The 21,239-nt window shown below is 53.5% G+C and carries 21 protein-coding genes and 1 tRNA gene; 19 read left to right on the top strand and 3 right to left on the bottom strand.

The window, feature by feature from the left end; genetic code table 11:
- Positions 1–362: 362 nt before the first annotated feature.
- The 9 genes from ACFODX_RS02400 (at position 363) to ACFODX_RS02360 (ending at position 10,474) form a co-directional block, all read left to right on the top strand.
- Entirely contained in the window at positions 363–3,257 is a 2,895-nt protein-coding gene (locus ACFODX_RS02400; protein WP_378115691.1) for an HzsA-related protein, read from the top strand.
- A gap of 98 nt (positions 3,258–3,355) precedes the next feature.
- Positions 3,356–4,141 (top strand): SH3 domain-containing protein, encoded by a 786-nt coding sequence (locus tag ACFODX_RS02395; RefSeq protein ID WP_378115689.1) that lies wholly within the window; start codon positions 3,356–3,358, stop codon positions 4,139–4,141.
- Positions 4,111–4,773: an outer membrane beta-barrel domain-containing protein gene (locus ACFODX_RS02390; protein ID WP_378115687.1), complete on the top strand. Its 663-nt coding sequence runs from the start codon at positions 4,111–4,113 to the stop codon at positions 4,771–4,773. The genes ACFODX_RS02395 and ACFODX_RS02390 overlap by 31 nt, the downstream gene beginning before the upstream one ends.
- A gap of 33 nt (positions 4,774–4,806) precedes the next feature.
- Entirely contained in the window at positions 4,807–5,310 is a 504-nt protein-coding gene (locus ACFODX_RS02385) for a TlpA family protein disulfide reductase (protein ID WP_378115685.1), read from the top strand.
- A complete protein-coding gene (locus ACFODX_RS02380) occupies positions 5,307–5,531 on the top strand; it encodes a DUF4266 domain-containing protein (RefSeq protein ID WP_378115683.1) in 225 nt (74 codons plus the stop codon). Before ACFODX_RS02385 ends, ACFODX_RS02380 begins: the two co-directional genes overlap by 4 nt.
- Positions 5,518–6,678 carry a DUF3570 domain-containing protein gene (locus ACFODX_RS02375; protein ID WP_378115680.1) on the top strand — a complete coding sequence of 387 codons (1,161 nt, stop codon included), beginning with the start codon at positions 5,518–5,520 and terminating at the stop codon, positions 6,676–6,678. The genes ACFODX_RS02380 and ACFODX_RS02375 overlap by 14 nt, the downstream gene beginning before the upstream one ends.
- Positions 6,679–6,833: 155 nt before the next feature.
- A complete protein-coding gene (locus ACFODX_RS02370) occupies positions 6,834–8,045 on the top strand; it encodes a beta-ketoacyl-[acyl-carrier-protein] synthase family protein (RefSeq protein WP_378115678.1) in 1,212 nt (403 codons plus the stop codon).
- Positions 8,042–8,875 (top strand): beta-ketoacyl synthase chain length factor, encoded by an 834-nt coding sequence (locus ACFODX_RS02365; protein WP_378115676.1) that lies wholly within the window; start codon positions 8,042–8,044, stop codon positions 8,873–8,875. Before ACFODX_RS02370 ends, ACFODX_RS02365 begins: the two co-directional genes overlap by 4 nt.
- Before the next feature lie 3 nt (positions 8,876–8,878).
- Positions 8,879–10,474 (top strand): NAD(P)/FAD-dependent oxidoreductase, encoded by a 1,596-nt coding sequence (locus ACFODX_RS02360; protein WP_378115674.1) that lies wholly within the window; start codon positions 8,879–8,881, stop codon positions 10,472–10,474.
- Positions 10,475–10,497: 23 nt separating this feature from the next.
- Here the strand turns inward: ACFODX_RS02360 and ACFODX_RS02355 are convergent, their stop codons facing one another.
- A complete protein-coding gene (locus ACFODX_RS02355; protein WP_378115672.1) occupies positions 10,498–11,889 on the bottom strand; it encodes an AMP-binding protein in 1,392 nt (463 codons plus the stop codon).
- A gap of 17 nt (positions 11,890–11,906) precedes the next feature.
- On the bottom strand, positions 11,907–12,176 hold the full coding sequence (locus tag ACFODX_RS02350) for a phosphopantetheine-binding protein (RefSeq protein WP_378115670.1): 270 nt from the start codon (positions 12,174–12,176) through the stop codon (positions 11,907–11,909).
- Between the two features lie 196 nt (positions 12,177–12,372).
- On the opposite strand from ACFODX_RS02350, the gene ACFODX_RS02345 reads away from it, so the two are divergent.
- Genes ACFODX_RS02345 through ACFODX_RS02310 form a run of 8 tightly spaced genes read left to right on the top strand, consistent with a single transcriptional unit; the run spans position 12,373 to position 19,354 of the window.
- Positions 12,373–13,341: a chorismate transformation enzyme, FkbO/Hyg5 family gene (locus ACFODX_RS02345; RefSeq protein WP_378115667.1), complete on the top strand. Its 969-nt coding sequence runs from the start codon at positions 12,373–12,375 to the stop codon at positions 13,339–13,341.
- A complete protein-coding gene (locus ACFODX_RS02340; protein ID WP_378115665.1) occupies positions 13,338–14,159 on the top strand; it encodes a lysophospholipid acyltransferase family protein in 822 nt (273 codons plus the stop codon). Before ACFODX_RS02345 ends, ACFODX_RS02340 begins: the two co-directional genes overlap by 4 nt.
- Before the next feature lie 51 nt (positions 14,160–14,210).
- The gene (locus ACFODX_RS02335) at positions 14,211–14,477 is read left to right on the top strand and encodes an acyl carrier protein (protein WP_378115663.1); all 267 of its coding nucleotides are present in this window, start codon (positions 14,211–14,213) and stop codon (positions 14,475–14,477) included.
- Positions 14,477–14,914, top strand: a complete 438-nt coding sequence (locus tag ACFODX_RS02330) for an acyl-CoA thioesterase (RefSeq protein WP_378115661.1) — start codon at positions 14,477–14,479, stop codon at positions 14,912–14,914. Before ACFODX_RS02335 ends, ACFODX_RS02330 begins: the two co-directional genes overlap by 1 nt.
- Positions 14,915–14,941: 27 nt before the next feature.
- Positions 14,942–15,574, top strand: a complete 633-nt coding sequence (locus ACFODX_RS02325; RefSeq protein ID WP_378115659.1) for a hypothetical protein — start codon at positions 14,942–14,944, stop codon at positions 15,572–15,574.
- A gap of 18 nt (positions 15,575–15,592) precedes the next feature.
- The gene (locus tag ACFODX_RS02320) at positions 15,593–17,947 is read left to right on the top strand and encodes an MMPL family transporter (RefSeq protein ID WP_378115657.1); all 2,355 of its coding nucleotides are present in this window, start codon (positions 15,593–15,595) and stop codon (positions 17,945–17,947) included.
- A 50-nt stretch (positions 17,948–17,997) separates the two neighbouring features.
- Positions 17,998–18,741 (top strand): 3-ketoacyl-ACP reductase FabG2, encoded by a 744-nt coding sequence (locus tag ACFODX_RS02315; RefSeq protein ID WP_378115655.1) that lies wholly within the window; start codon positions 17,998–18,000, stop codon positions 18,739–18,741.
- 31 nt (positions 18,742–18,772) lie between these two features.
- The gene (locus ACFODX_RS02310; protein WP_378115653.1) at positions 18,773–19,354 is read left to right on the top strand and encodes a phosphoribosyltransferase; all 582 of its coding nucleotides are present in this window, start codon (positions 18,773–18,775) and stop codon (positions 19,352–19,354) included.
- Positions 19,355–19,363: 9 nt separating this feature from the next.
- Here the strand turns inward: ACFODX_RS02310 and ACFODX_RS02305 are convergent, their stop codons facing one another.
- Positions 19,364–20,296 (bottom strand): diguanylate cyclase, encoded by a 933-nt coding sequence (locus ACFODX_RS02305; protein WP_378115651.1) that lies wholly within the window; start codon positions 20,294–20,296, stop codon positions 19,364–19,366.
- Positions 20,297–20,552: 256 nt separating this feature from the next.
- Between ACFODX_RS02305 and ACFODX_RS02300 the strand changes: the two genes are divergently transcribed.
- Positions 20,553–20,628, top strand: a tRNA-Phe gene (locus ACFODX_RS02300).
- An 82-nt stretch (positions 20,629–20,710) separates the two neighbouring features.
- A complete protein-coding gene (locus ACFODX_RS02295; RefSeq protein WP_378115649.1) occupies positions 20,711–21,199 on the top strand; it encodes a YehS family protein in 489 nt (162 codons plus the stop codon).
- Positions 21,200–21,239: the final 40 nt, after the last annotated feature.

Here is a 21,239-nt window from a genome sequence, read left to right as displayed (position 1 = left end):
ATCGCAGGCGCATAAGGGTTTGGTGATTATTGGTGGCCCGATGCGCTGACAAAAATTGTCAGATTAATTCCCGTCATGACAGCCTCTGTCAGCGCGCAAATTTGCCATTTAGTCAAAATTTTGATGCTGGCATCTGCTATTCGCGACCTGCGTCACAATCCACATTCATCCGGCGATTGAATTCTGCAAAACACTGGCCCGAGCTGCCGCTATGCTTGATTGGCGCGGGTTTTGAATAGATCAGACCTCTCGGGTTTTAGTCGTTAGTGGTTAACGGTATAGCGTCATGGCTATCAGGATGGGCGCTGGTCAGGGATGTGGACTCTTTAGCAATCTCTTATTTTGGTTATCAGGCTCTGGTTATGAATCCCTCGTCACCTTTTGTTTCGCTCTTCGCCGGCGCTATAGCGGCACTGCTTCTGGTTGGCTGCGGCGGTGGCAGCTCCGGCGGCGGTTCCAATGGCGGGCAGGCGCCAGACCCGGTGGTGGTGGATATTCCCGTGGCCTATATCCAGCGCCCCCTGCCGGTAGATGACGCGGGCGAGCCGGTTTACCCCGATGTCTTTAACCCCGCCAGTTTCAACGCCGGTGGCGAGCTGTTCCTCAAGGCGCGTGCCACGGCGCAGGCGGAAGTGGTCAATATCACCCGCGCCGAGTTTGAAAATAACCCGGAAAAATACCCGGATTACACCCCCGAAACCCCCAACTATGATGTGAAAGATCTAGCGGTAGACCCGGCCGGTACCCGTCTGCTGTTTGCCATGCGCGCGCCGCTCAACCCGGATTTGGATGAAGATGATGAGGATCAACCCACCTGGAATATCTGGGAGTATCACCTCGCCACCAAGCAGCTGCGCCGTATTATCAGCTCCGATTTCGAGGCCGAAAAAGGCCATGATGTCAGCCCTCGCTACCTGCCCGATGGCCGCATAGTGTTCAGCTCCGACCGCCAAAAACGCAGCAAGGAAATCCTGTTGGACGAGGGCAAACCCCAGTTTGGCGCAGTGACCCAACAGGACGATGAGATCACCAGTTTTCTGCTGCACAGCGTGAAAGACGACGGCACCGATATCCAGCAGCTCAGTTACAACCTGAGCCACGACCTGCAGCCGCAGGTCATGCCCGATGGCCGCTTGGTATTTCTGCGCTGGGCGGGAACGGGCAACAATGAGCGACTGAGCTTTTACCGCGCCAACCCCGATGGCACCGATGTACAGCGCTACTTTGGCGATGTGAGCCTCAACCCCGAACTGCCCGAGGGCATGACCGAAATCCCACGCCTGCTGCGCCCGCAGATACTGCCCGATGGCCGTATCGCCGCCATTTATTTCCAGAATGAAACCCAATTGGGTGGCGACATGATTGTGGTGGATGGCGCGCAAGCACTGGAGGGCGCGCTGCAGTCCCTGTCGGTTAAACCGGTGAATATCGCAACGGATTTGATCTCGCTGCACGGCCGCTTTGCTTCCCTCTCTCCCTTGTACGACGGCACTAATCGCCTGCTGGTGAGCTGGAGCCAGTGCCGTTTGCTGGAGACTGCCACCGAGCGTTTGCAGCCTTGTTTACCGACCCTGTTAGTGGACGGGGTTCCCGCCACTGGCTATGAAGAAGCGCCGCCGTTTTACGGTTTGTGGATTTACGATTTAACCAATCAAACCCAGCTGCCTGTGGTGCTGGCGGAAAACGGCAAGCTGTTCAGTGAAGCCCTGGCGCTGGAGCAAAATGCCTATAACCCAAGCTTTATCCAGCCCACCACCAACCCGGATTTGGCCGCGCGCAACCTCGGCCTTTTGCATATCCGCAGTGTCTATGATCTGGATGGTGCCTTTAATGCCATGAACTCAGGCGCTGCCGATTTGCAGGCGATGATCGCCCGCCCCGCCGAGCAGCGTCCCGCGCGGTTTATCCGCTTGGTAAAAGCCGTATCCCGCATCGATGACGATACCCTGGACGATCAGGACGACAACATCTACGGCAACCTGATGAATGCCAATAACGGGATTCAGGAAATTCTTGGCTACGCGCCGGTGGAGGCCGATGGCTCGGTGATGGTGACTGTGCCGGCGGATGTCGCCTTCTCACTGGAAATCCTCGACCGCAATGGCCGCCAAATCAGCGCCAATCACACCACCTATTTGCAGCTGCGCCCAGGCGAGCAAATGACCTGTAATGGCTGCCATGCCGCCAACAATCAAACAGCCGTGCATGGGCGCAACGACTTGCCCGCCTCGCCGGCGTCGATCAACCCCGGCGCGTTGAGTGCAATTAACTTCCCCAATACCCAGCGCTACGAGCGTTTGGGGGTGCCAATTGTCCCCGCTATGGGCGAAACCATGGCGGAGTTTGCGGCGCGCTCTACCTTTTGTGAGGAGACTGCCAACGGGCAGGTTTGTTTGCCCATGGCTGGCCCAGCTCAGGATCAAAACCTGCGCAACCCCAGTGTGGATTTACTGTTTCGCGATCTTTGGACTGCGCCCGGGTTGAACCCTGCGGCCAGTATCGCCTATCGCTACAACGATCTGGTTCCCGGTGCTACACCCGATCAAATCGCCGTGCCAACCCCGGCGGCCTGTCGCGAGGAAAACAGCTGGAATGCTAATTGTCGGGTGGTTATTAATTACGAATATCACCTGCAATCGCTTTGGGAGCGTGAACGCGAACCCATGACGGTGACTGATCCGGAGCTTGCCATCGCCACCACGTCAAATAGCTGTGTGGGTTGCCACTCGCCGGCCGATGCCGAGGGCAATTTGCAGGTGCCCAAGGCGCAGCTGAATTTGCTGCGCACCAAGGAAAATGCCAATAGCCAAATGCGCGCCTACCTGCAATTGTTAAACGGCAACCAGCGGCAGATCCAATATATTTACGAGGACAATCTGGCCGTGTTACTGCCAGTGTGTGAGTTTGAAGATAACTACGACTTTATTCCCCAGTGTGAAGTCTTGTTGGATGAAGAGGGCATTCCAACCTGCGAAGGCTTGGCAGATTGCCCCTTTGAAATTGCCAATGAAGAAACTGGTGAGTTGCAGTTGGATGCGCTGGGCAACCCGGTGCCGCGCATGCAGGCTACAGGGTTCCTGCCACCGCCTATGAGCCGTGGTGGCGCCAATGCCAGCGGGCGCTTTTTTAATAAATTTGAAAACAATGGCAGCCATGTGGGATTCTTGAACGCCGCTGAATTAAAACTCCTATCGGAGTGGTTGGATACCGGCGGGCGCTACTACACCAATCCATTTGAGTTGGCTGTACCCAATTAAAAACCCGGCTAAAAAACACAATTAAAAAACTCAACCAAAAGCAGAGCCATGACCACAAATTTCATCGCCATTATCACCACAACACCGGGAAGCAAGGCATGATTGCCCGTTTCGACAAGCTCCTGAAAGCGCGCCTGTTACTGCTCGGCCTGCTGCTCTGCGCGGCGCTGCCGGCACAGGCGCAGTGGTACGCCAATTGGTTTGCGCCGGAAGCGCCGCTGCAAGTCAGCATTAACGATGCGTTTATTAATGTGTATTCCGGCCCCGGCAGTGGCTACCCGATTTTCCATGTGGTTGAGCGCGAAGAGGTGATCACCCTGTTATACAGCCGCACCGATTGGATCAAAATTGAAACCAAACGCGGTATTAAAGGCTGGATCAAACGCGACGACATGAAACTCACCCTGTCGCCCGATGGCAGCCAACCGGACTTCCCCGATGCAGAACAGGCAGATTATTTGGTGGATCGCTTTGAGTTGGGCGCGGCCTATGGTGATTTTGCCGGCGCCGATAGCCTGACGATGAATCTGGGTTATCGCTTTACCAAAAATTTATCCGCCGAGCTGCGCTACGCTGAAAATACCGGCCAATTTTCCGACAGCCAAATTCTCGCGGCAGCGGTGTTATTCCAACCTTTTCCCGAATGGCGCGCCTCGCCGTTTTTTAGTGTGGGCAGCGGTACTATTAAAACCTTCCCCAGCGCCACCCTGGTGGAAACCGAAGACCGTAAAGACAACTTAATGCAAGCCAGTTTAGGCGCTTATGTACATCTCACCGGGCGCTTATTTTTGCGCGCGGAATACACCAATCATTACGTGCTCACCAGTCGTAATACCAACGAAGAGGTTAATGAATGGAAACTCGGTTTCAACGTCTTTTTCTAGGCGTTTTGCTGCTGGGCGCTGCCAGTCTTATCAATCCTGCATTTGCCCAAGAAGAGGTGAGTGATGACGATGAGTTGGAGCAAGTTATCACTCCCGATATTAAACGCCGCCAAATCAAAGAAGATGATTTGGATACGGAGAATTTTGAAGTGGGGGTGTACTACGGATTTTTATCGGTAGAAGATTTTGGCACCAATGGTGTGGCTGGTTTTACCCTGGCCTACCACATCACCGAAAGTTTTTTTGTTGAGGGCGCTTACGGCAGCAGCAAAACACAAAAAACCAGTTACGAATTATTGAGCGGTGGTGTGGAGTTATTAACGCCAGAGCAGCGCGACCTTACCTATTACAACCTGGCGCTGGGCTACAATTTTTTGCACGGCCAAATCTTTATGGGTGAAAAGTGGACTTTCAATAATCACTTTTATTTGATGTTAGGTGCCGGCAATACCGAATTTGCCGCCAAGGATTATTTCACCACGAGCCTGGGTGCAGGTTTGCGTTTTTACACCACTGACTGGCTGGCGTTGGATTTAAGTATGCGCGGCCATAGTTTTGAGCACGAATTATTTGGCGAAGCCAAACGCATTACCAATTTGGAATCGCGTTTGGGTCTGTCGGTATTTTTCTAATCCAGAATTTTTTGAATTGATGTGGAGTTGATTATGTTGTTGCACAAATCGTTACGCAAAAAACTGGCAACTATGACCGCCGGACTTGCACTGGGGTTGTGTTCGCTGCTGGCGATTGCAGAGCCAGCACCGGATTTCACCTTGCCCAGCAACAGCGGTGACAATGTGCGCTTGGCGGAGCAGCGCGGGCAGGTGGTAATGCTGAATTTCTGGGCCTCCTGGTGCGGGCCTTGCCGGCAGGAAATGCCGCTGCTTGATGACATGTCCAAGCGCTACAGCGATGCCGGTTTTGTGCTCTACGGCGTGAACGTGGAGGAGGACAATACCGATGCGCTGAAACTCATCAAACAACTCGGCGTCAGCTTCCCCATTTTGTGGGATGCCGAAAGCAAAGCCAGCAGTCTCTACAACGTGGATGCCATGCCCACCACGGTATTGATTGATAAAAAAGGCCAGATTCGCTACGTCAATCGCGGTTACAAAGCCGGCGATGAAAATAAATACCGCGATCAAATCCGTGAGCTGATTAAAGAATGATAAAGCGCCTCTCCCTGCTGCTTGCGCTGCTGTTGTGCAGCACAGCCTGTAGCCCCATCAAGCCCTGGGTGAAACCCTACGAGCGCCAAAAAATCGCAGATGAAATCATGAGTTTTGATCGCGACCCGGTGGCGGGCAGTTATTTGCATCACGTATACGACGCGCGTGAAGCCGCGCGCGGCGGCGATGGTGCATCGGGAGGTGGCTGTGGTTGTAATTAAACGATTATTGGTTGTTTTGCTCGGCGTTTTTGCGGTCATCACCCAAGCGGCAGTATTACCGGACGAACGTATTGATATTCTCTACCACGGTTACGATGGCGGCGGCGCGCAAATTGATGGCCCGTCCGTGCTGGTGCGCAAAAGTATTGGCAGCTCTGTGTCAGTGGCCGCCAATTATTATGTGGATATGGTGAGCAGCGCGTCGATTGATGTCGAGGCCACCGCCAGCCCCTACAGCGAAGAGCGCAAAGAGAATGGCTTGAGCGCGCAGTACATGATTGATCGCTCAACCATTTCAGTGGGTTATGTCAGCAGTAAAGAAAATGACTACGACGCAACTACCTACAGTTTGGGCATTGATCAAAGTTTTTTTGGCGATTTGACCACGCTCGGTTTTGGTGTGAGTTTTGGTGAGGATGTTGTCGGTCAAAATACAGATCCGAATTACCAGCGCGATTTGCAGCGGCGCAAATACAGCATCAACGCCTCGCAAATTATCACCAAAAATTTGTTGGCCTCGCTGAGTTTTGATACGGCCACCGATCAGTGTTTGAATTTGGCGGATACTGAAAGCTGTTTAAACAATCCCTATCGCTCAGTGCGTTACCTGACGGGCACCGGTGGTTACGCCTACCAAAGTGAACTTTACCCTCACACGCGCAACAGTGATGCGGTGGGTTTGCGCTTGATGTATTTTTTGCCCTACCGCGCCTCATTGCGCGCCGAGTTGCGCCAGTTTTCCGATAGCTGGGGCATTGAAGCGGAAAACGCCGAGCTGCGTTATTTGCATCCCTACGGCGAACGTTTTTTGTTTGAAGTGAAATACCGCATTTACGAACAAACCGGCGCTGATTTTTATGCGGATTTATTTCCCTTCCGCGATGCACAAAATTACATGGCGCGGGATAAAGAGCTGAGTCCTTTTTCATCCACCGTGTTGGGTTTGGGGGCGACCTACAAAGTGCCGCCCGGTTTTATTCCCTGGTTTGAAAAAAGCACGGTCAATCTTTATTGGGATCACTTCAATATCGACTACGACGATTTCCGCGATGCGCGGGTATCGCCCACTGAATTCGCCGCCGGCAGTGAACCCCTGTACAGTTTGGATGCCGACGTGATTCGTTTTTATTTGTCCTTCTGGTTTTAAGTCTATTTTTAACGCCCTGCTCCTTTCCTGATCCAGCGCAAGCTATCGCCCGTAAGGGTGATATTTTGCGCCTCGCTCTCTATAATCCCGAGTCTTTTGATGGCCGGCTCTGCGCGCTTGTCATCGCCTTTTATATTCAAAAAAGTGAGAGAACTGTGTCCCCTGAGCCGATATTAATCGTCGATTATGATGCGACCTGCGCTGCAGGCAGTGGTATGGATGAGCTGCGTGCGGCGCTGGTAAACCAGCGTTCCGGTTTGCGCCCCAATGATTTTCCCGGTTGTGATTTACCCACCTGGATTGGTCGCGTGACGGCGATTGATGATTATGTGTTTGCGCCCGACATGGCCGCGTGGCAGAGCCGCAATAACGCACTGATCGCCTTGGGTTTACAGCAAGGTACTCTGCAACAATCACTGACCGAACTGGTGGAGCGTTTTGGTTCAGCGCGCATCGGGGTGGTGATGGGTTCCAGCACCTCCAGTATCGACCGCTCGGAAGAGGCCTATCGCCAGCTGGATGCGCAAGGTCAGTTGCCGCCGCAATTCCTGCAAGAGCAGGTATTAAACCCCCATGCGCCGGGTTTGTTTGTCGCCGAATTGCTGGGGCTGGATGGCCCGAATATGACGGTGAATACCGCCTGTTCCTCCTCCGCCAAAGTGTTTGCCACCGCTGCCCGCTGGCTGCGCGCTGGTATTGTGGATGCGGTGTTAGTCGGCGGTGCCGATACTCTCTGCCAAAGCGTGCTTTACGGTTTCCACTCGCTGCAGCTGGTATCTGAATCACCCTGTCGCCCCTTTGATGGCGCGCGCGATGGCATCAACCTGGGCGAGGCCGCTGGTTTTGCGATCTTGGTGCGCGGCAGCGATGCTGAAGCGATTGAGCACACTGGCATTCAAGTGAGTGGCTACGGCGAAAGTTCCGATGCGCACCATATGTCCCACCCGCACCCTGAAGGTGAAGGCGCGCGTTTGGCGATTGAGCAGGCGCTGGCGCAAGCGGGTTTAACCCCGGCGCAGATCGACTATATCAACCTGCACGGCACCGCCAGCCGCGCCAATGACCATATTGAAGGCAATCTGGTCGGCGCCATGTTTCCATCATCCACACTGGCCAGCTCCACCAAAGGTTGGACGGGGCATACCCTGGGTGCGGCCGGAATCCTCGAATCCATTTTTGCGCTGGAGGCGCTGCGTTCCGGTCTGGTGCCGGGCACTCTGAACTTGGCGCAGGTCGATCCTGAGATCGCCATCCGTATGAGCGCTGCCAACCAAACCGCAGAGCTAACCCATGTCATGAGCAACTCCTTCGGCTTTGGCGGCAACAATGCCTGCCTGATTTTTAGCCGTGTGGAGGTGGCAGCATGAGCAAGACAAGCCTGACGGTCGATTTGGTGGGTGCAGATCTTGTGGGGATAGGCGTTTGGGGGCCAGCCTTCAATAACTGGGCGGAACTGCAAGCGCTGTTGGCCAATTCTGCGATTGGTGAAGAGCTGCAGTGGACGACGCAAACACCAAAGCCGGAAATTATCCCCGCCAACGAACGCCGCCGCGCGCCGCTGCCGGTACGCGCCGCCGTGGAAGTGAGTTGGCAGGCGCTGCAGCAAGCGGGCTTGGCATCCAGCGATGTGGCCTGTGTATTCGGCTCGGGCTTGGGGGATACCGAGATCACCGACTATATGTGCCGGGTATTAACCACCGCCGAAAAGCAGCTATCGCCCACCAAATTCCACAACTCGGTACACAACGCCGCAGCGGGTTACTGGACTATTAGTACCGGCTGTATGAAATCCGCCAACTCTATCGCCGCCTACCAAAATACTGCCGGTTTGGCGCTGCTGGAGGCGATGATCCAGTGCCAGCAGCATAACGAGCCGGTACTAGTGACCCTGTTTGATACCGCCGCGCACGATGCCTATCGCCAGATTTTTGCCTGCGAATACAGCTTTGCGGTAGCGCTGCTGATTGTCCCTGCGGGTACGGCCGCGGCTCCCCTGGCGCGCTTGGCCATAAGTGCTGAAAACAGCGCGGCGGTCGCTGCGCCGGAGCTGCCTTGCGCCGAGTTAGCCGCGCTCTATCGCGACAATCCCTCCGCCAAGGTGCTGGGTCTGCTGCAACAATTGGCGCAGAAGCAAGCCGGTCAGTGTGCATTTGCCCTCAGCCCGGCGCGTGCGCTTAACCTTGAGGTGAGTTTTTAGGTGATGACTGAAAAGCTGTCTTATTGGGATGTGATTATTGCGGGCGGTGGTTTGGCCGGTCTGGGTTTGGCCAAACAGCTCAAACAGGCGAATCCCGAGCTGTCGATTGTGGTGGTGGAAAAGCAGGGCTTTCCGCGCCCGCGCGCCATCGCCAAAGTGGGCGAATCTACGGTGGAAATCGGCTCCCACTATCTGTCGCACCACTTGGGGTTGATGCAGCACCTCAAAGAAAACCACCTTAAAAAATTCGGTATTCGCATTTTTTTTGGTGCGCCAGCGGAAGACTTCTCCCAACAGGACGAGCTGGGCGCCAGCCAAACCTTTGGCATTCCCACCTATCAAATCGACCGGGGCGATATCGAAAATCACCTCGCCGATGAGGTGCGCGCACTGGGCGTCAGTCTGATCGACAAGGCCGATATCCTGCAGCTGGACACCCAAGCTGAAACTGGCTCGACGCAGGACAAACAATTGCTGATTCGCACCACCGCGGGCGAGCAAACCTTGCTTGGTCACTGGCTGGTGGATACCGCCGGGCGCGCCAGTTTGTTGAAGAATCACCTAAATCTTGCCGCCAAAAACGAGCATAAATCCAACGCCATCTGGTTTCGGGTGGATCGCACAATCACCTTGGATGACTGGTGCGACGGCCCCGAATGGCGCGCCCGCTGTATGCCCGAAGGGCGCCGCTGGCTGAGCACCAATCACTTGGTGGGGCCGGGTTACTGGGTGTGGATTATCCCGCTCGCCTCGGGTGTGACCAGCATCGGCATAGTGATGGACGACATTGCCTTTGATGCAGCGGCGATTAGCGACCAAACCTCGGCCATGACATGGTTGACGCAACATCAACCGCGCTGCGCCGCAGCGATTGGCGACGCGAACTTCCTCGATTTTGTGCTGCTGCGCGATTACTCCTACGACTGCAAACAACTGTTTAGCGACCAGCGCTGGGCGGTGGCGGGTGAGGCGGGTTTATTTGCCGACCCTTTTTATTCGCCGGGCAGCGACTTTATCGCCTTCGCCAACGGTTTTATTAGCTCGCTCATCACCGCCGAGCGGCGCGGGCAGGACATCCGCGTGCAAACCGTGGTTTACGAGCGCTTGCTGCGCTCCATCTACCAGAACACTTTATCGCTCTACACCGGCCAATACGGCGGTTTTGGCGACCGGGTGATGATGGGCTTAAAACTCCTGTGGGATTACAGCTACTACTGGGGCGTGCTCTCACTGCTGTATTTCCGCGATGCGCTCTGCGACTTTGAACGCATCCGCCCACTGGCGGGTGAATTGCACAAAGCCCAGCAGCTGAACCAATCCATCCAAGCCTTGTTTCGTGCGCGCGCCGAACGCCGTTTGCAGTTGCCCAATCGCGGCGTGTTTATGGATCAATACCAAATCCCCTGCCTGCAATTCTTCAACAAGGTATTGATGGAAGAACCCAAACTGCCACTGGCCGATGAGCTGGCGCGCAATATGGCCTTGGTCGAACAAGTCGCCGAGGCGGTGCGGGATATGTTGGGAGAAAATCCAGAGCTGGAGGTCAGCGCTGCCGAAAGTGAGTTGTTGGGTGACTATCGGTTAAAAATTCTAGGCTGACGGTTAAAAATTCTGGGCTGAGGCTAGTGGCCGCGCAGCTGCCGGTAAAACGCCAGCAGTTTAGCGCGCGGCAATTTGCCGTTATCTTCGCGCGGCAGGGCATCCACCAGTAACAGCGGGCGCGGCATAAATACCGGGTCCAAATGCGCGGCAAAACGTGCGCTCACATCCTGTTTGCTGGCGGTTGTTGCGACCACCAAGGCGACCGGGCGGGTGACTGCCTGAGTGACAGGCTCCGGCATAAACACCACACCATCCACTACGCCTGGCGTGGCTAACAGAAGCTTATTCATTTCTTGTAGCGAGCCGCGTTTGCCGGCGATTTCAATCATATCGTCACTGCGCCCGAGCAGGCGAAAGCGGCGGCCGTCATGGGTTTCGATGCGATCCTGCACCGGTTGTTGCTGCGGCAGGTGATCACCGCGAATCACACTTAACTCCTCCGCAAATTCCAAGCCTTCAAACAGCTGCCACACATCCTCTTGCGCGGTGCGGCGGCGCGCCATGGAGCCGACTTCGCTGCAGCCGTAAACCTCAATCAATTCGCCGCCAAAAAATGTTTCAGTCGCTTGCGCCAGTTCAGTGGATAAGGGCGCAGTGGCGCAGAGCAAGTGCGCTGCTTGCGGCATGGTCACGCCGCTGGATACCAAGGCGCGCAAGTGCACCGGCGTGCTGATGAGCAAGCGCGGTGCAGGTAGTTGTTGCAGGGCATTGGCTACATCCTGCGGGAACAGCGGGCGCGCATCGCTAATGCATAGGCGCGCAAACAGTGGCAGTAGCAGCGAGGTTTCTAGCCCCCACATATGTTGGGCGGGCACTGTGGCGAGCGCGAAGCGCAGCTGGTCGCGGTAGTTATCGTCCAGCATGGCCTGCGCGTTCATCCGGCTGCTGGTGACAAAAGTGTGCCAGGGCTTGAGGTTGGCTTTGGGCTGACCAGTTGAGCCAGAGGTAAAGGCGATGGCGGCGAGCTGGTCGGCGGGAATAGTGGGAATCGCGGTGGCCGCGACGGCGCGCAAATCCTGTTGGTTCAGATTGAGCTGGGTACAGCCATCAAACAGGGTTTCCAGTCCATCGTGCAACACATAGCTGCGCGGATACTGATCCAGCAGCTGTTGCTGCGTGGCGAGCGCGCGGTTTTGCGGCAGCAGGTTGGTTTGCCCTCGCAGCAGTGCCGCACAAAACCCCAGGGTAAACAGATAGCGGTTATCGCAGAGGTTGATAACCGCTTCTGCTTCGGGCAAACGCGCGGCCAAGTGCATAACCTGCCCAAGAAACTCGTCTACCCTCACCGTGCCTGTAAGCTCGCCAAGGGCGGACAAGGGCTGGTTGATCCGGGCAAAACAGTCATCCAATTGCCGCTCAAGTAGCGGCAATTGATCGGTGGTTGGATTTTTTATCGAGGCTTCACAAGCCATAGCAAGGCAGCTAGTGCTTACTTACTTTTATTAGCCTGGACAAAGTCGGTAAGGGTGGCGAGGCTGGTAAATGCCTTGCGGGTGTTTTCGTCGTCGGCCTGCATTTGCACGCCGTATTTTTGCGAGATGGCGAGGGCGATTTCCAAGGCATCGATAGAATCCAAACCAAGGCCGTCGCCGAACAGGGATTCATCCGGGGCAATCTCATCAGCCGCTATATCTTCCAGATTCAGTGCTTCTACCAGTAATTCGGCCATTTCCAATTGGGCAGCGGTTTGCGCAGACATAGATACCTCGGCGTTATTGTCGTAAATTGGGTTTGCTCAAAAAGCCGCGCAGTTTAGCGGTTTTAAGCCTCAAAATCACCCGCGATCAGCCCTGGGCCTTGACCTGTGGCGGAACCTTTGCCTTAACTTGAGGGCGGTTTTTGGGTAAACTGCCCGGCTTTTCAGGATTTGTACGCCCGAGGATTAAGACGCCACCATGCCTATGCTTAGCCAGCAGTATCTGACCGCTACCGCGGTGCCAGACGCCCTTCAGCTACTCGCCGAACCGGGGGTGCTGGCCTTGGTTAATTTTGACCATAGCTGCGCACCTGGAGTCCAGCCGGGCATTATTCCGCTGGGTATGCCTTCGCTGTGCGATAAGCCTTGGGAAGTAATTCGCTATGGCAACTCAGTCGCCGAGCGCGGCGAGGATGAGCACTGCCAGTGGAGTTTGATTGAGGATGTGCTCTGCGTCGCTACCTGGATTGCCCCGCAAGATTGCAGCGATATCGAAGCCGCGACCGAGGTGGCTTACGGCCGCTTGTTCCGCGTGATCCAGTCCAAAGGTTTTCCCTACCCCTTCCGCATCTGGAACTTTATGCCGGACATCAATCGCGGCGATGGCGACCGCGAGGAGTACAAAAAATTCTGCGTCGGCCGCGAGCGCGCCTTTGATGACTACCATGTGGCGCCGCAATCCTACCCCGCTGCCTCAGCTCTGGGGCATCACACTCAGGGCGCGGTGATTTACCTGCTCGCCGGGCGCAACTCCGGCGTGCACCATGAAAATCCACGCCAGCAGCCGGCCTATCAATACCCCCGCGAATACGGCCCCAGCAGCCCCAGTTTTGCCCGTGCGACCAGCTTGGCGCTGTGCAGCAAGCCGCAGGTGTTTATCTCGGGCACGGCCAGCATCATCGGCCACAACACCCAAGCGGTGGGCGATTTGCAGCAGCAGCTGGCCATTACCCTCGATAACATCCAGCACCTGCTCAGCCATGTCGGTCAGGCCGAGGCGAACTTGAGTGGGGTCAGGGTGTACCTGCGCCACCCAGAGGATGTGGCTGCCGCCCAAGCCTTTTTGGCGCCGCGCCTGCCGCTGGAGCGCATCAATTTTATCCACGCCGATATCTGCCGCAGTCAGCTGCTGGTGGAGATTGAAGCGCTGGCCTCGCTCGCCCCATGATCGCCTCGCTCTGCGGCTACGGGCGCTGGTGCTGGCGCTTGGCCGCCACCGGCTTCTGTTTTGCGCTCTTTGCCTTGGGGGCGCTGTCCCTCGGGTTGTTGCTCGCGCCGCTAATTTACCTCCTGCCTTGGCCGCTGGTGCGCCGCCGCCAACTGGCGCGCCGGTCGATTCAGCGCTGGGTGCGCTTTTACCTTTGGGTGATGCGCAAGTTGGGGCTACTCACCATAAGCTTTGCGGGCGAGCAGGCACTGCAGCAGCCCGGGGTGCTGGTGGTGGCTAATCACCCCACGCTATTGGATGCTCTGTTGCTCATGGCGGTGATGCCTAACGCCACCTTTATTGTTAAAGCGGCGATGGCGCGCAACCCTTTTACCCGCTGGATTGTCGCTCTGGCCGGTTATATCCCCAATGATGAGGTGGGGGTGGAGCTGGTGGAAAAAGCCGCCGCGGCGCTGCGTGCGGGCGAAACCCTGATGATTTTCCCGGAAGGCACCCGCACCCCGGGCGACCTGCTCAGCCTCAAGCGCGGCGCGGCCAATATTGCGCTGGCGGCGGGCTGCCCGCTGCTGCCGGTGGTGATTAGTTGCCAGCCGCTCACCCTGCGCAAAGGCGAACCCTGGTATAGGATTCCCACACAGCGCCCGCATTTTCGTGTGCAGGTACTGCCACTGATGGCGCTGGAGCCCTTGATCGACCGCTCGCTGCCGCCCGGTTTGCAGGCGCGTGCGCTGACTGCCGCACTGACCAGCGCGCTTTCGCATCAGTTACAAACGCAGCTGCAATCGCCGCAGCAAGCGCAACTGCAGGCGCGCTCTTAAGCTTGTATAATCCCGCGCCTACTCATCTGGATTGGCAAAAAGACTCCCGCTATGACTCACACTCGCGACAGCCTCTTAACCCGTATCACCGACATACTGCACGAGCAATTTGATGTGGAGCCAAGCTCCATCACCCTGGAGTCGCGTCTGCGCGAAGATTTGGATATCGACAGTATTGATGCGGTGAATTTGATGATTGAATTGAAATCCATCACCGCGAAAAAAATCACCCTGGAAAATTTTCACCAGGTGAAAACCATTGGCGATTTAATTGACGCGGTGCTCGCGTTTTTAGCCCAAGATCAGGCCGCCAACTAATGCAGCGCCGCCGCGAACCCAAGGCACTGCTGAGTGTGGATACCGCCATCACTGTGCCGTTTTTTGATGTGGATTCCATGAACATTGTGTGGCACGGCCACTACTGCAAATATCTGGAAGTGGCGCGCTGCAATTTGCTGGACAAACTCGGCTACAACTACAGCGATATGAAACAGTCGGGTTTTATGTTCCCGATTGTGGATATGCAAATCAAATACATCCAACCCTTGGTATTTGAACAGCAGGTGATAGTGACGGCGAGTTTGGTTGAGTGGGAATATCGCCTCAAAATTCACTACAGCATTCGCGATGCGAGCACCAGGCTCATACTCACCAAGGCGCACACAGTGCAAGCGGCGGTGGATGCACAACAAAAAACCTTACTGATTGGTTGCCCCGCACCACTGGCAGAAAAAGTAAAAGCATTGCTCGCTTAAGTCTCGCTTGATCCGCGGTAAACATTGATGAAAAAAATAATAGTTTGTTTGTTGTATTTGACACTAGTTTCAGCTTGGCCACTACAAGCGGCTGACACAGTGATGTTGCAAGAATATCTGCCGCAAAGTTGTTACCAGCTAGGCCGCTACCAACAGCAAAAATCTGTGCGCGGGCTGGTAAAACCGATAGAAACCCAAGGTTATTTTGCTTTCGCTTGTGACAAAGGGTTGCTTTGGCACACAAGCGCCCCGCTCACAGAAACCTTGATCTATCGCTTGCAGGGCACCACCCAGTTGGTGCGCGGCGACGGCAGCCAACAAAAGCTTTCCGGTGTGGTGCAGCGGCAGCTTGGGCAAATGCTCAATAACTTGCTTGGCGGCAATAAGGCTTATTTGGAGAAGGCGTTTGTAATTGCCAGAAGCGAACAGGGCATTCAATTAGTGCCGCGCAAAAAGCGAATGGAGAAATTTTTACAGCGTATTGATATTGCCCGCGAGCAAGATGCCGTTAGTATTCGCCTGCAGCATCCCGGCGACGAATACACCGCTATCCGGGTTCATGCTATCCAATCATTTGAACTGCTCAATACCAGCGAATGTAGCCAGCAGTTGGCTGTCGAGCGGTCAGCTGATCTCTGCCAACAATTATTTAATCCCTGATTTTCAAACGAGCCAGTTATGACACAGCAAGTCTATCGCCGTTGGTGCAGGCTGGCACTGATAATACTTACCCTTATTGCCGCCTATTGTGCATTCACTATTAGCCGTAGTGGTTTGCAAATAGATACCAACCTGCGCAGCTTATCGCCATCTTTTACACTCGATCCAGCGGTTAATCAGGCATTAAATAAAATGTCTGCCAATGCGGCCCAGCAATTTATTCTGGTGCTTGTGCATGAGGATGAAGACCGGCTAGTGGAAGCCAGCGAGAGCATGCGCGAGTTAATTGAGGCTCCGTCTTCGCCGATTGCTTATGTTGATCAAACGGCGCTGCTGGACACTTATGTCGCACAGCTTAAACAGCATTCATTCCATATCCTTGGCAATAATGCCCAGGCCCGCCTAACCGAAGGTGATGCGGAAAAAATCCTCGCGCTTGGTGAGGCGAATCTTTACGGCAGTGGCGGCACCTTGCGCCTGGTGCCAATTGCGCAAGACCCCCTTGGCTTTGTTAACGAATACGCTATTGGTTTATTGGATCGATTAGCCTTAAACAGTGGCGATGAAATCCAAACAATAAAACAGGGTGACAAGGAATTTTTTATTGCACCGCAGATGTTGCAAATTCGCAGTGATGCACTGGAGATGGATCAGCAGGATCAGGCACTTGCCAGCATCCAAACAATTACTGCCGAACTGCGCGCGGAATTTCCTGAGCTGAAAATTATTTCATCGGGTATTTTATTTTTTGCGGCTGATGCCGCCCAGTCCGCGCGGGCAGATATAGAAACTATCAGCACGGGATCAATGATTGGTGTGCTGTTATTGATTTTGTGGATTTTTCGCAGCCCGCGAGCCTTTTTATTGCCTGCTTTGTCGATTGGGATGGGGCTGGCGTTTGCGTTTTGCCTCTGCCATTTTTGGTTTGGCTCCATTCATATTTTAACTCTGGTGTTTGGTGCGAGTCTGATTGGTGTGGTGGTGGATTATGCGTTGCATTTTTATTACTTTCAGGCCCACCATAATTACAACCATGATCAATTGCCCTTGTATCGTGCGCTATTTCTAAGCCTGCTGACCAGTGTAATAGGGTTTAGCGCTTTGGCCTGGTCTGGCTTGGCTGCTTTACAGCAGGTGGCAACCTTTGCCGCATTAGGGTTGGTTTATGCCTGGCTGATGGTTATCGCCTTTGGCCAGTTGTTGGCTAAAAAAGTGCGTGTTTATGATTCTGTTTTGCAGAATAGTTTGCACAACTTATTGCGCTTGGCCGCTAAAGTCCCAGTGCAGGCCATAGTTGCTATTGGTTTTTTATTGTTGGGTGTCGGTTTTTATTTGACCGGTTTTTCACTGCCGGTTAGCGATAGCCCGCGCAGTTTTTTTGCGGCTAATCCACAGTTGGTGGAGCAGGAAAAACAAGTGAGCGACTGGGTTGCCGGTTATGAGCCAGCCAGTTTTATTGTGGTACAAGGTGAAACTGCGCAGCAGGTTTATGATCGCATTGCCGCGGTAAATGCGCGTGTTGATAAAGACGGAGATTCGCTGTTAGCAGGGCGCAGCCTTTTAGGTGTGCAACAATTTTTTCCATCGCCGCAGCAACAACAAAAAAATTATCAGGCAAACCAAGTGCTTTATGGCGGCGCACAAGTTGTGCAACAATTTATTAGCCAGCAGCAACTCACTGAAATTTCTGCCGATAATTTGGCGCATGCCTATGCACAACAGAAAGATGACTGGTTGAATCCGGCCGATTTTTTTGCACAAGCCAATCTGGGGCTGCCACCTTTGTGGCTGGAGAGCGAAAACCTGGTTACCGCTTTTTTGTTGATCCCCAAAGGTGTGGATACCCTCCAGCTTAATCATCGACTGGAAGATCTTGAAGGCGCTTTTTTCTTCAGTGCTATGCAGGACTCGGAAACTTCCATGAAGTTACTGCGCCAATCGGCAATGGAGCTGTTGGTATTAGCGTTGCTGTTGATGGCACTCTTGTTATTGACCCGTTACCACTGGAAAAAAATGCTGCAGTTGATGGCGATTCCTGTGTTTGCGGTAAGCATGAGTTTCTTGTTGTTGGCGCTGTTTAATCTGCCGCTGAGTTTGTTTCATGTGATGGCTTTATTTTTAGTGGTAGGGCTGGGCATGGACTATGTGATTTTTATTGCCGAGATGCGTGACAATCCAGTAGAGACATTATCGGCTGTAGCCATTTCTTCGATGACAAATTTACTTTCTTTTGGTTTGTTGGGATTGAGTGTATTGCCTGCGGTCAGTGCTTTTGGTATTGCCCTTTTTATCGGGTGCAGTTTGAATTTGTTAGGTGCGTTAATGCTGGCGAGTCGCAATCCTTTTTTTCACAGCCAACCAGTTAAGTCGTAAAGCCACTGCAGATACGTTGGTTTGGATTTTTCTTTCGGGGGTTGCAACCTATGACAAAAAAAATGATGGATAAACAGCGTGTTTTAGTTACCGGAGCCAGCCGTGGTATTGGTAAAGCCTGTGCGCTGAAACTGGCTGCTGACGGCTTTGATGTGTGTGTGCATTACCGCTCGGGAAAAACTGAAGCTGAAGCTGTTGTTGCCCAAATAATGGCAAGTGGCGGCAGCGCCAGCCTGATTCAATTTGATGTGTGCGAGCGCGAAAAAGTCAGTGAAGTTTTATTGGCGGATATTGAAGCCAATGGCGCTTTTTACGGTGTTGTTTGCAATGCGGGCATAGCAGCCGACAACGCTTTCCCCGCATTAACCGGTGAGCAATGGGATTCGGTTATCCACACCAATCTCGATGCGTTTTATAACGTGCTTTACCCGCTGGTGATGCCCATGATTCGCCTGCGTAAAGGCGGGCGGATTGTCACCTTGTCGTCGGTGTCGGGTGTGATCGGCAATCGCGGCCAAACCAATTACAGTGCCGCCAAAGCGGGAATTATCGGCGCCACTAAAGCCTTGGCGATTGAATTGGCCAAGCGCAATATCACCGTGAATTGTGTTGCGCCGGGAGTGATCGAAACGGATATGATCGAGGGTATTTACCAGGATGAAGCGATGAAATTAATTCCCATGCAGCGCTTCGGCAAGGTGGAAGATGTTGCCGCCACCGTGAGTTTTTTGGTTTCTGATGCAGCGGGCTATATCACTCGCCAAGTGATCAGCGTAAACGGCGGTATGTGCTAGTTACACCTCGGGCAAGATTTCTGGAGTCGGCATGGATAAACATTTTATAACCGCAAACGAACTCCTGTTGGATTCGTTCAAGCTGGCCGAGCAGATTTACCAGCGCGGATTTCGTCCGCATTTTATTGTCGGTGTATGGCGCGGCGGTTCACCGGTGGGAATTGCGGTGCAGGAGTATCTGGAATTTGTTGGTGTGCCCACAGATCACATTGCAATCCGCACTTCCTCTTATTACGGCATCGATAAACAAAGCAAAGATATTCGCGTGCACGGACTGGATTACATAGTCAAAAATGTCGATGCCGACCAAGAGCTGTTGATTGTGGACGATGTGTTTGATTCAGGTCGTTCGATTAAAGCGATTATCGATGAAATCAAGCGCAAATCGCGTCGCAATACACCACAGGTGATAAAAGTGGCCTGCCCCTGGTATAAACCCTCGCGTAATGTCACCGATATAACGCCAGATTTTTATATCCATGCGACTGACCGCTGGCTGGTTTTTCCCCACGAATTGCGCGGTTTGACACCGCAGGAAATTTTGCAGGGCAAAGGCAGTGAAATTGCCGATACCATTGCGCGCGCCAGCGATGTTGCAGGCTTTACCGAATAATGAACAGGTTCAGTTATCCTGCGCCACTATGCAGTTGCGCCCGTTTTGCTTAGCCAAATAAAGGCGGCGATCGACAGTATTGATAAAATCCAACAACTGATCGTTTGCGCCGGGAGTAATACTGCCTACCCCCAAACTGATGCTGAGCAACTGACTGATCGGTGATTTGGCGTGAGCGATCTGCAGTTTAAAAACGGCTTTGCGGCAGCGTTCGGCAACGGCCGCTGCTGCATCGGCATCGCTCTCTGGCAGTACCAGCATAAATTCTTCGCCGCCAAATCGTGCGACGAAATCCTTGGCGCGTGAGCCGCATTCCACCAGTGTATGGCTAACCCGTTTTAAACATTCATCGCCCTGCAAATGGCCGTAGTAGTCGTTGTATTGTTTGAAATAATCAATATCTAACATAATCAGCGACAGTGGTTGGCGACTGCGTTTTGCATTCAGCCACTCGAATTCCATCACCGAATCAAACATGCGGCGGTTGGCCACACCGGTCAAGCCATCTTTAAATGACAGTTGCTCCAGTTCTTTTTGCAAATCAATCAATTTCTGTTCGGTATGTTTGCGCTCGCTGATATCAAACATAAAACCAATTAAGGCTTCTACATCACCCTGTGCGTTGCGCACCACATGTACTACATCGCGTATCCACACAAAGCGGCCGTCTTTGGTCAGGGCGCGATAATCAGCTTCATGGTCAACACCCGCTTGGGATTGGCTGACGCAAAAATTGACTACTCTCTCCCGATCCTCCTCATGCATGCGCGCTGCCCAGTCCTCTACTGTGACCCAGGAGTCAGGCGCCCAGCCCAACAATTCCTCTATCTGCGGGCCGATATAAGCAAAGGTCAGTGTCTGCCAATCGATTTTCCAGGGAATCGCTTTAGTGGACTCCAACAGGGTTTTATAGACACTAGGATCATCTTCCAAGCGACTCATAACGCAACTCCAAGTTTCTGATCACGCAAATATACGCCTGATACCCCGGCGAGGGCTAATACAAATGGCGCATTAATCATTATTATCATCTGGATCGATGGGGGATTTTTTCAGCCCGGATACCAAATGCTGTCCACTGATTGAGCGAAAAATAATCACAAGTGTTTGAAAGATAAATATTTTTGGCGTCGACTATTGACTCGCTTCGCCCGAGCGGTTTTAATGTGCGCCTCTTGCAGCACAGCGCAAGCGACACGCCCAGATAGCTCAGTCGGTAGAGCAGTGGATTGAAAATCCTCGTGTCCCTGGTTCGATTCCGGGTCTGGGCACCATATATAGAGCCCGAAGTTCGCAAGAGCTTCGGGTTTTTTATTTTGGCTTGGTGTTGTTGCGCATTACTACCGGGTTAATACCATGACCAATAACGACATACTGCGTCGCCTGCGTTTTATTTTTGATTTCAGCGATTCCCAAATGATGGCGCTGTTCACCTCTGGCGGATTTAATGCATCGCGTGAGTTGGTGAGCGACTGGTTGAAGACAGATGACAAACCGGATTTTAAGGCGCTGCGTGACGTGCATCTGGCCATTTTCCTGAATGGTTTGATCAACAAAAAACGCGGTAAACGCGAGGGTGAGCAGCCAGAGCCGGAAAAAAAGCTCAATAACAATATTATTTTCCGCAAACTCAAAATTGCCATGGATTATAAAGACGAGCAAATTCTGGAGACCATGGAACTCGCCGGATTCCCGTTGAGTAAACACGAGTTAAGTGCTTTTTTCCGTAAGCCCGGTCACCAGAATTATCGCGAGTGTCAGTCGCAAGTACTGCGCAACTTTTTGAAAGGGCTGCAAATAAAATTGCGCGGCAACCTTGTGGATGCTGAGGATACAAACCTTTAGCTCTACTCAGCTGCTGTGCCAGGACACCGCCAGATGGCGA

Origin of the sequence: Cellvibrio fontiphilus, from assembly GCF_042646205.1 — a bacterium.
In the GTDB taxonomy this organism is placed as follows: domain Bacteria; phylum Pseudomonadota; class Gammaproteobacteria; order Pseudomonadales; family Cellvibrionaceae; genus Cellvibrio; species Cellvibrio fontiphilus_A.
The sequence above is the reverse complement of the archived record's forward strand: the minus strand, read 5'-3'. Positions and strand labels throughout refer to the sequence as shown.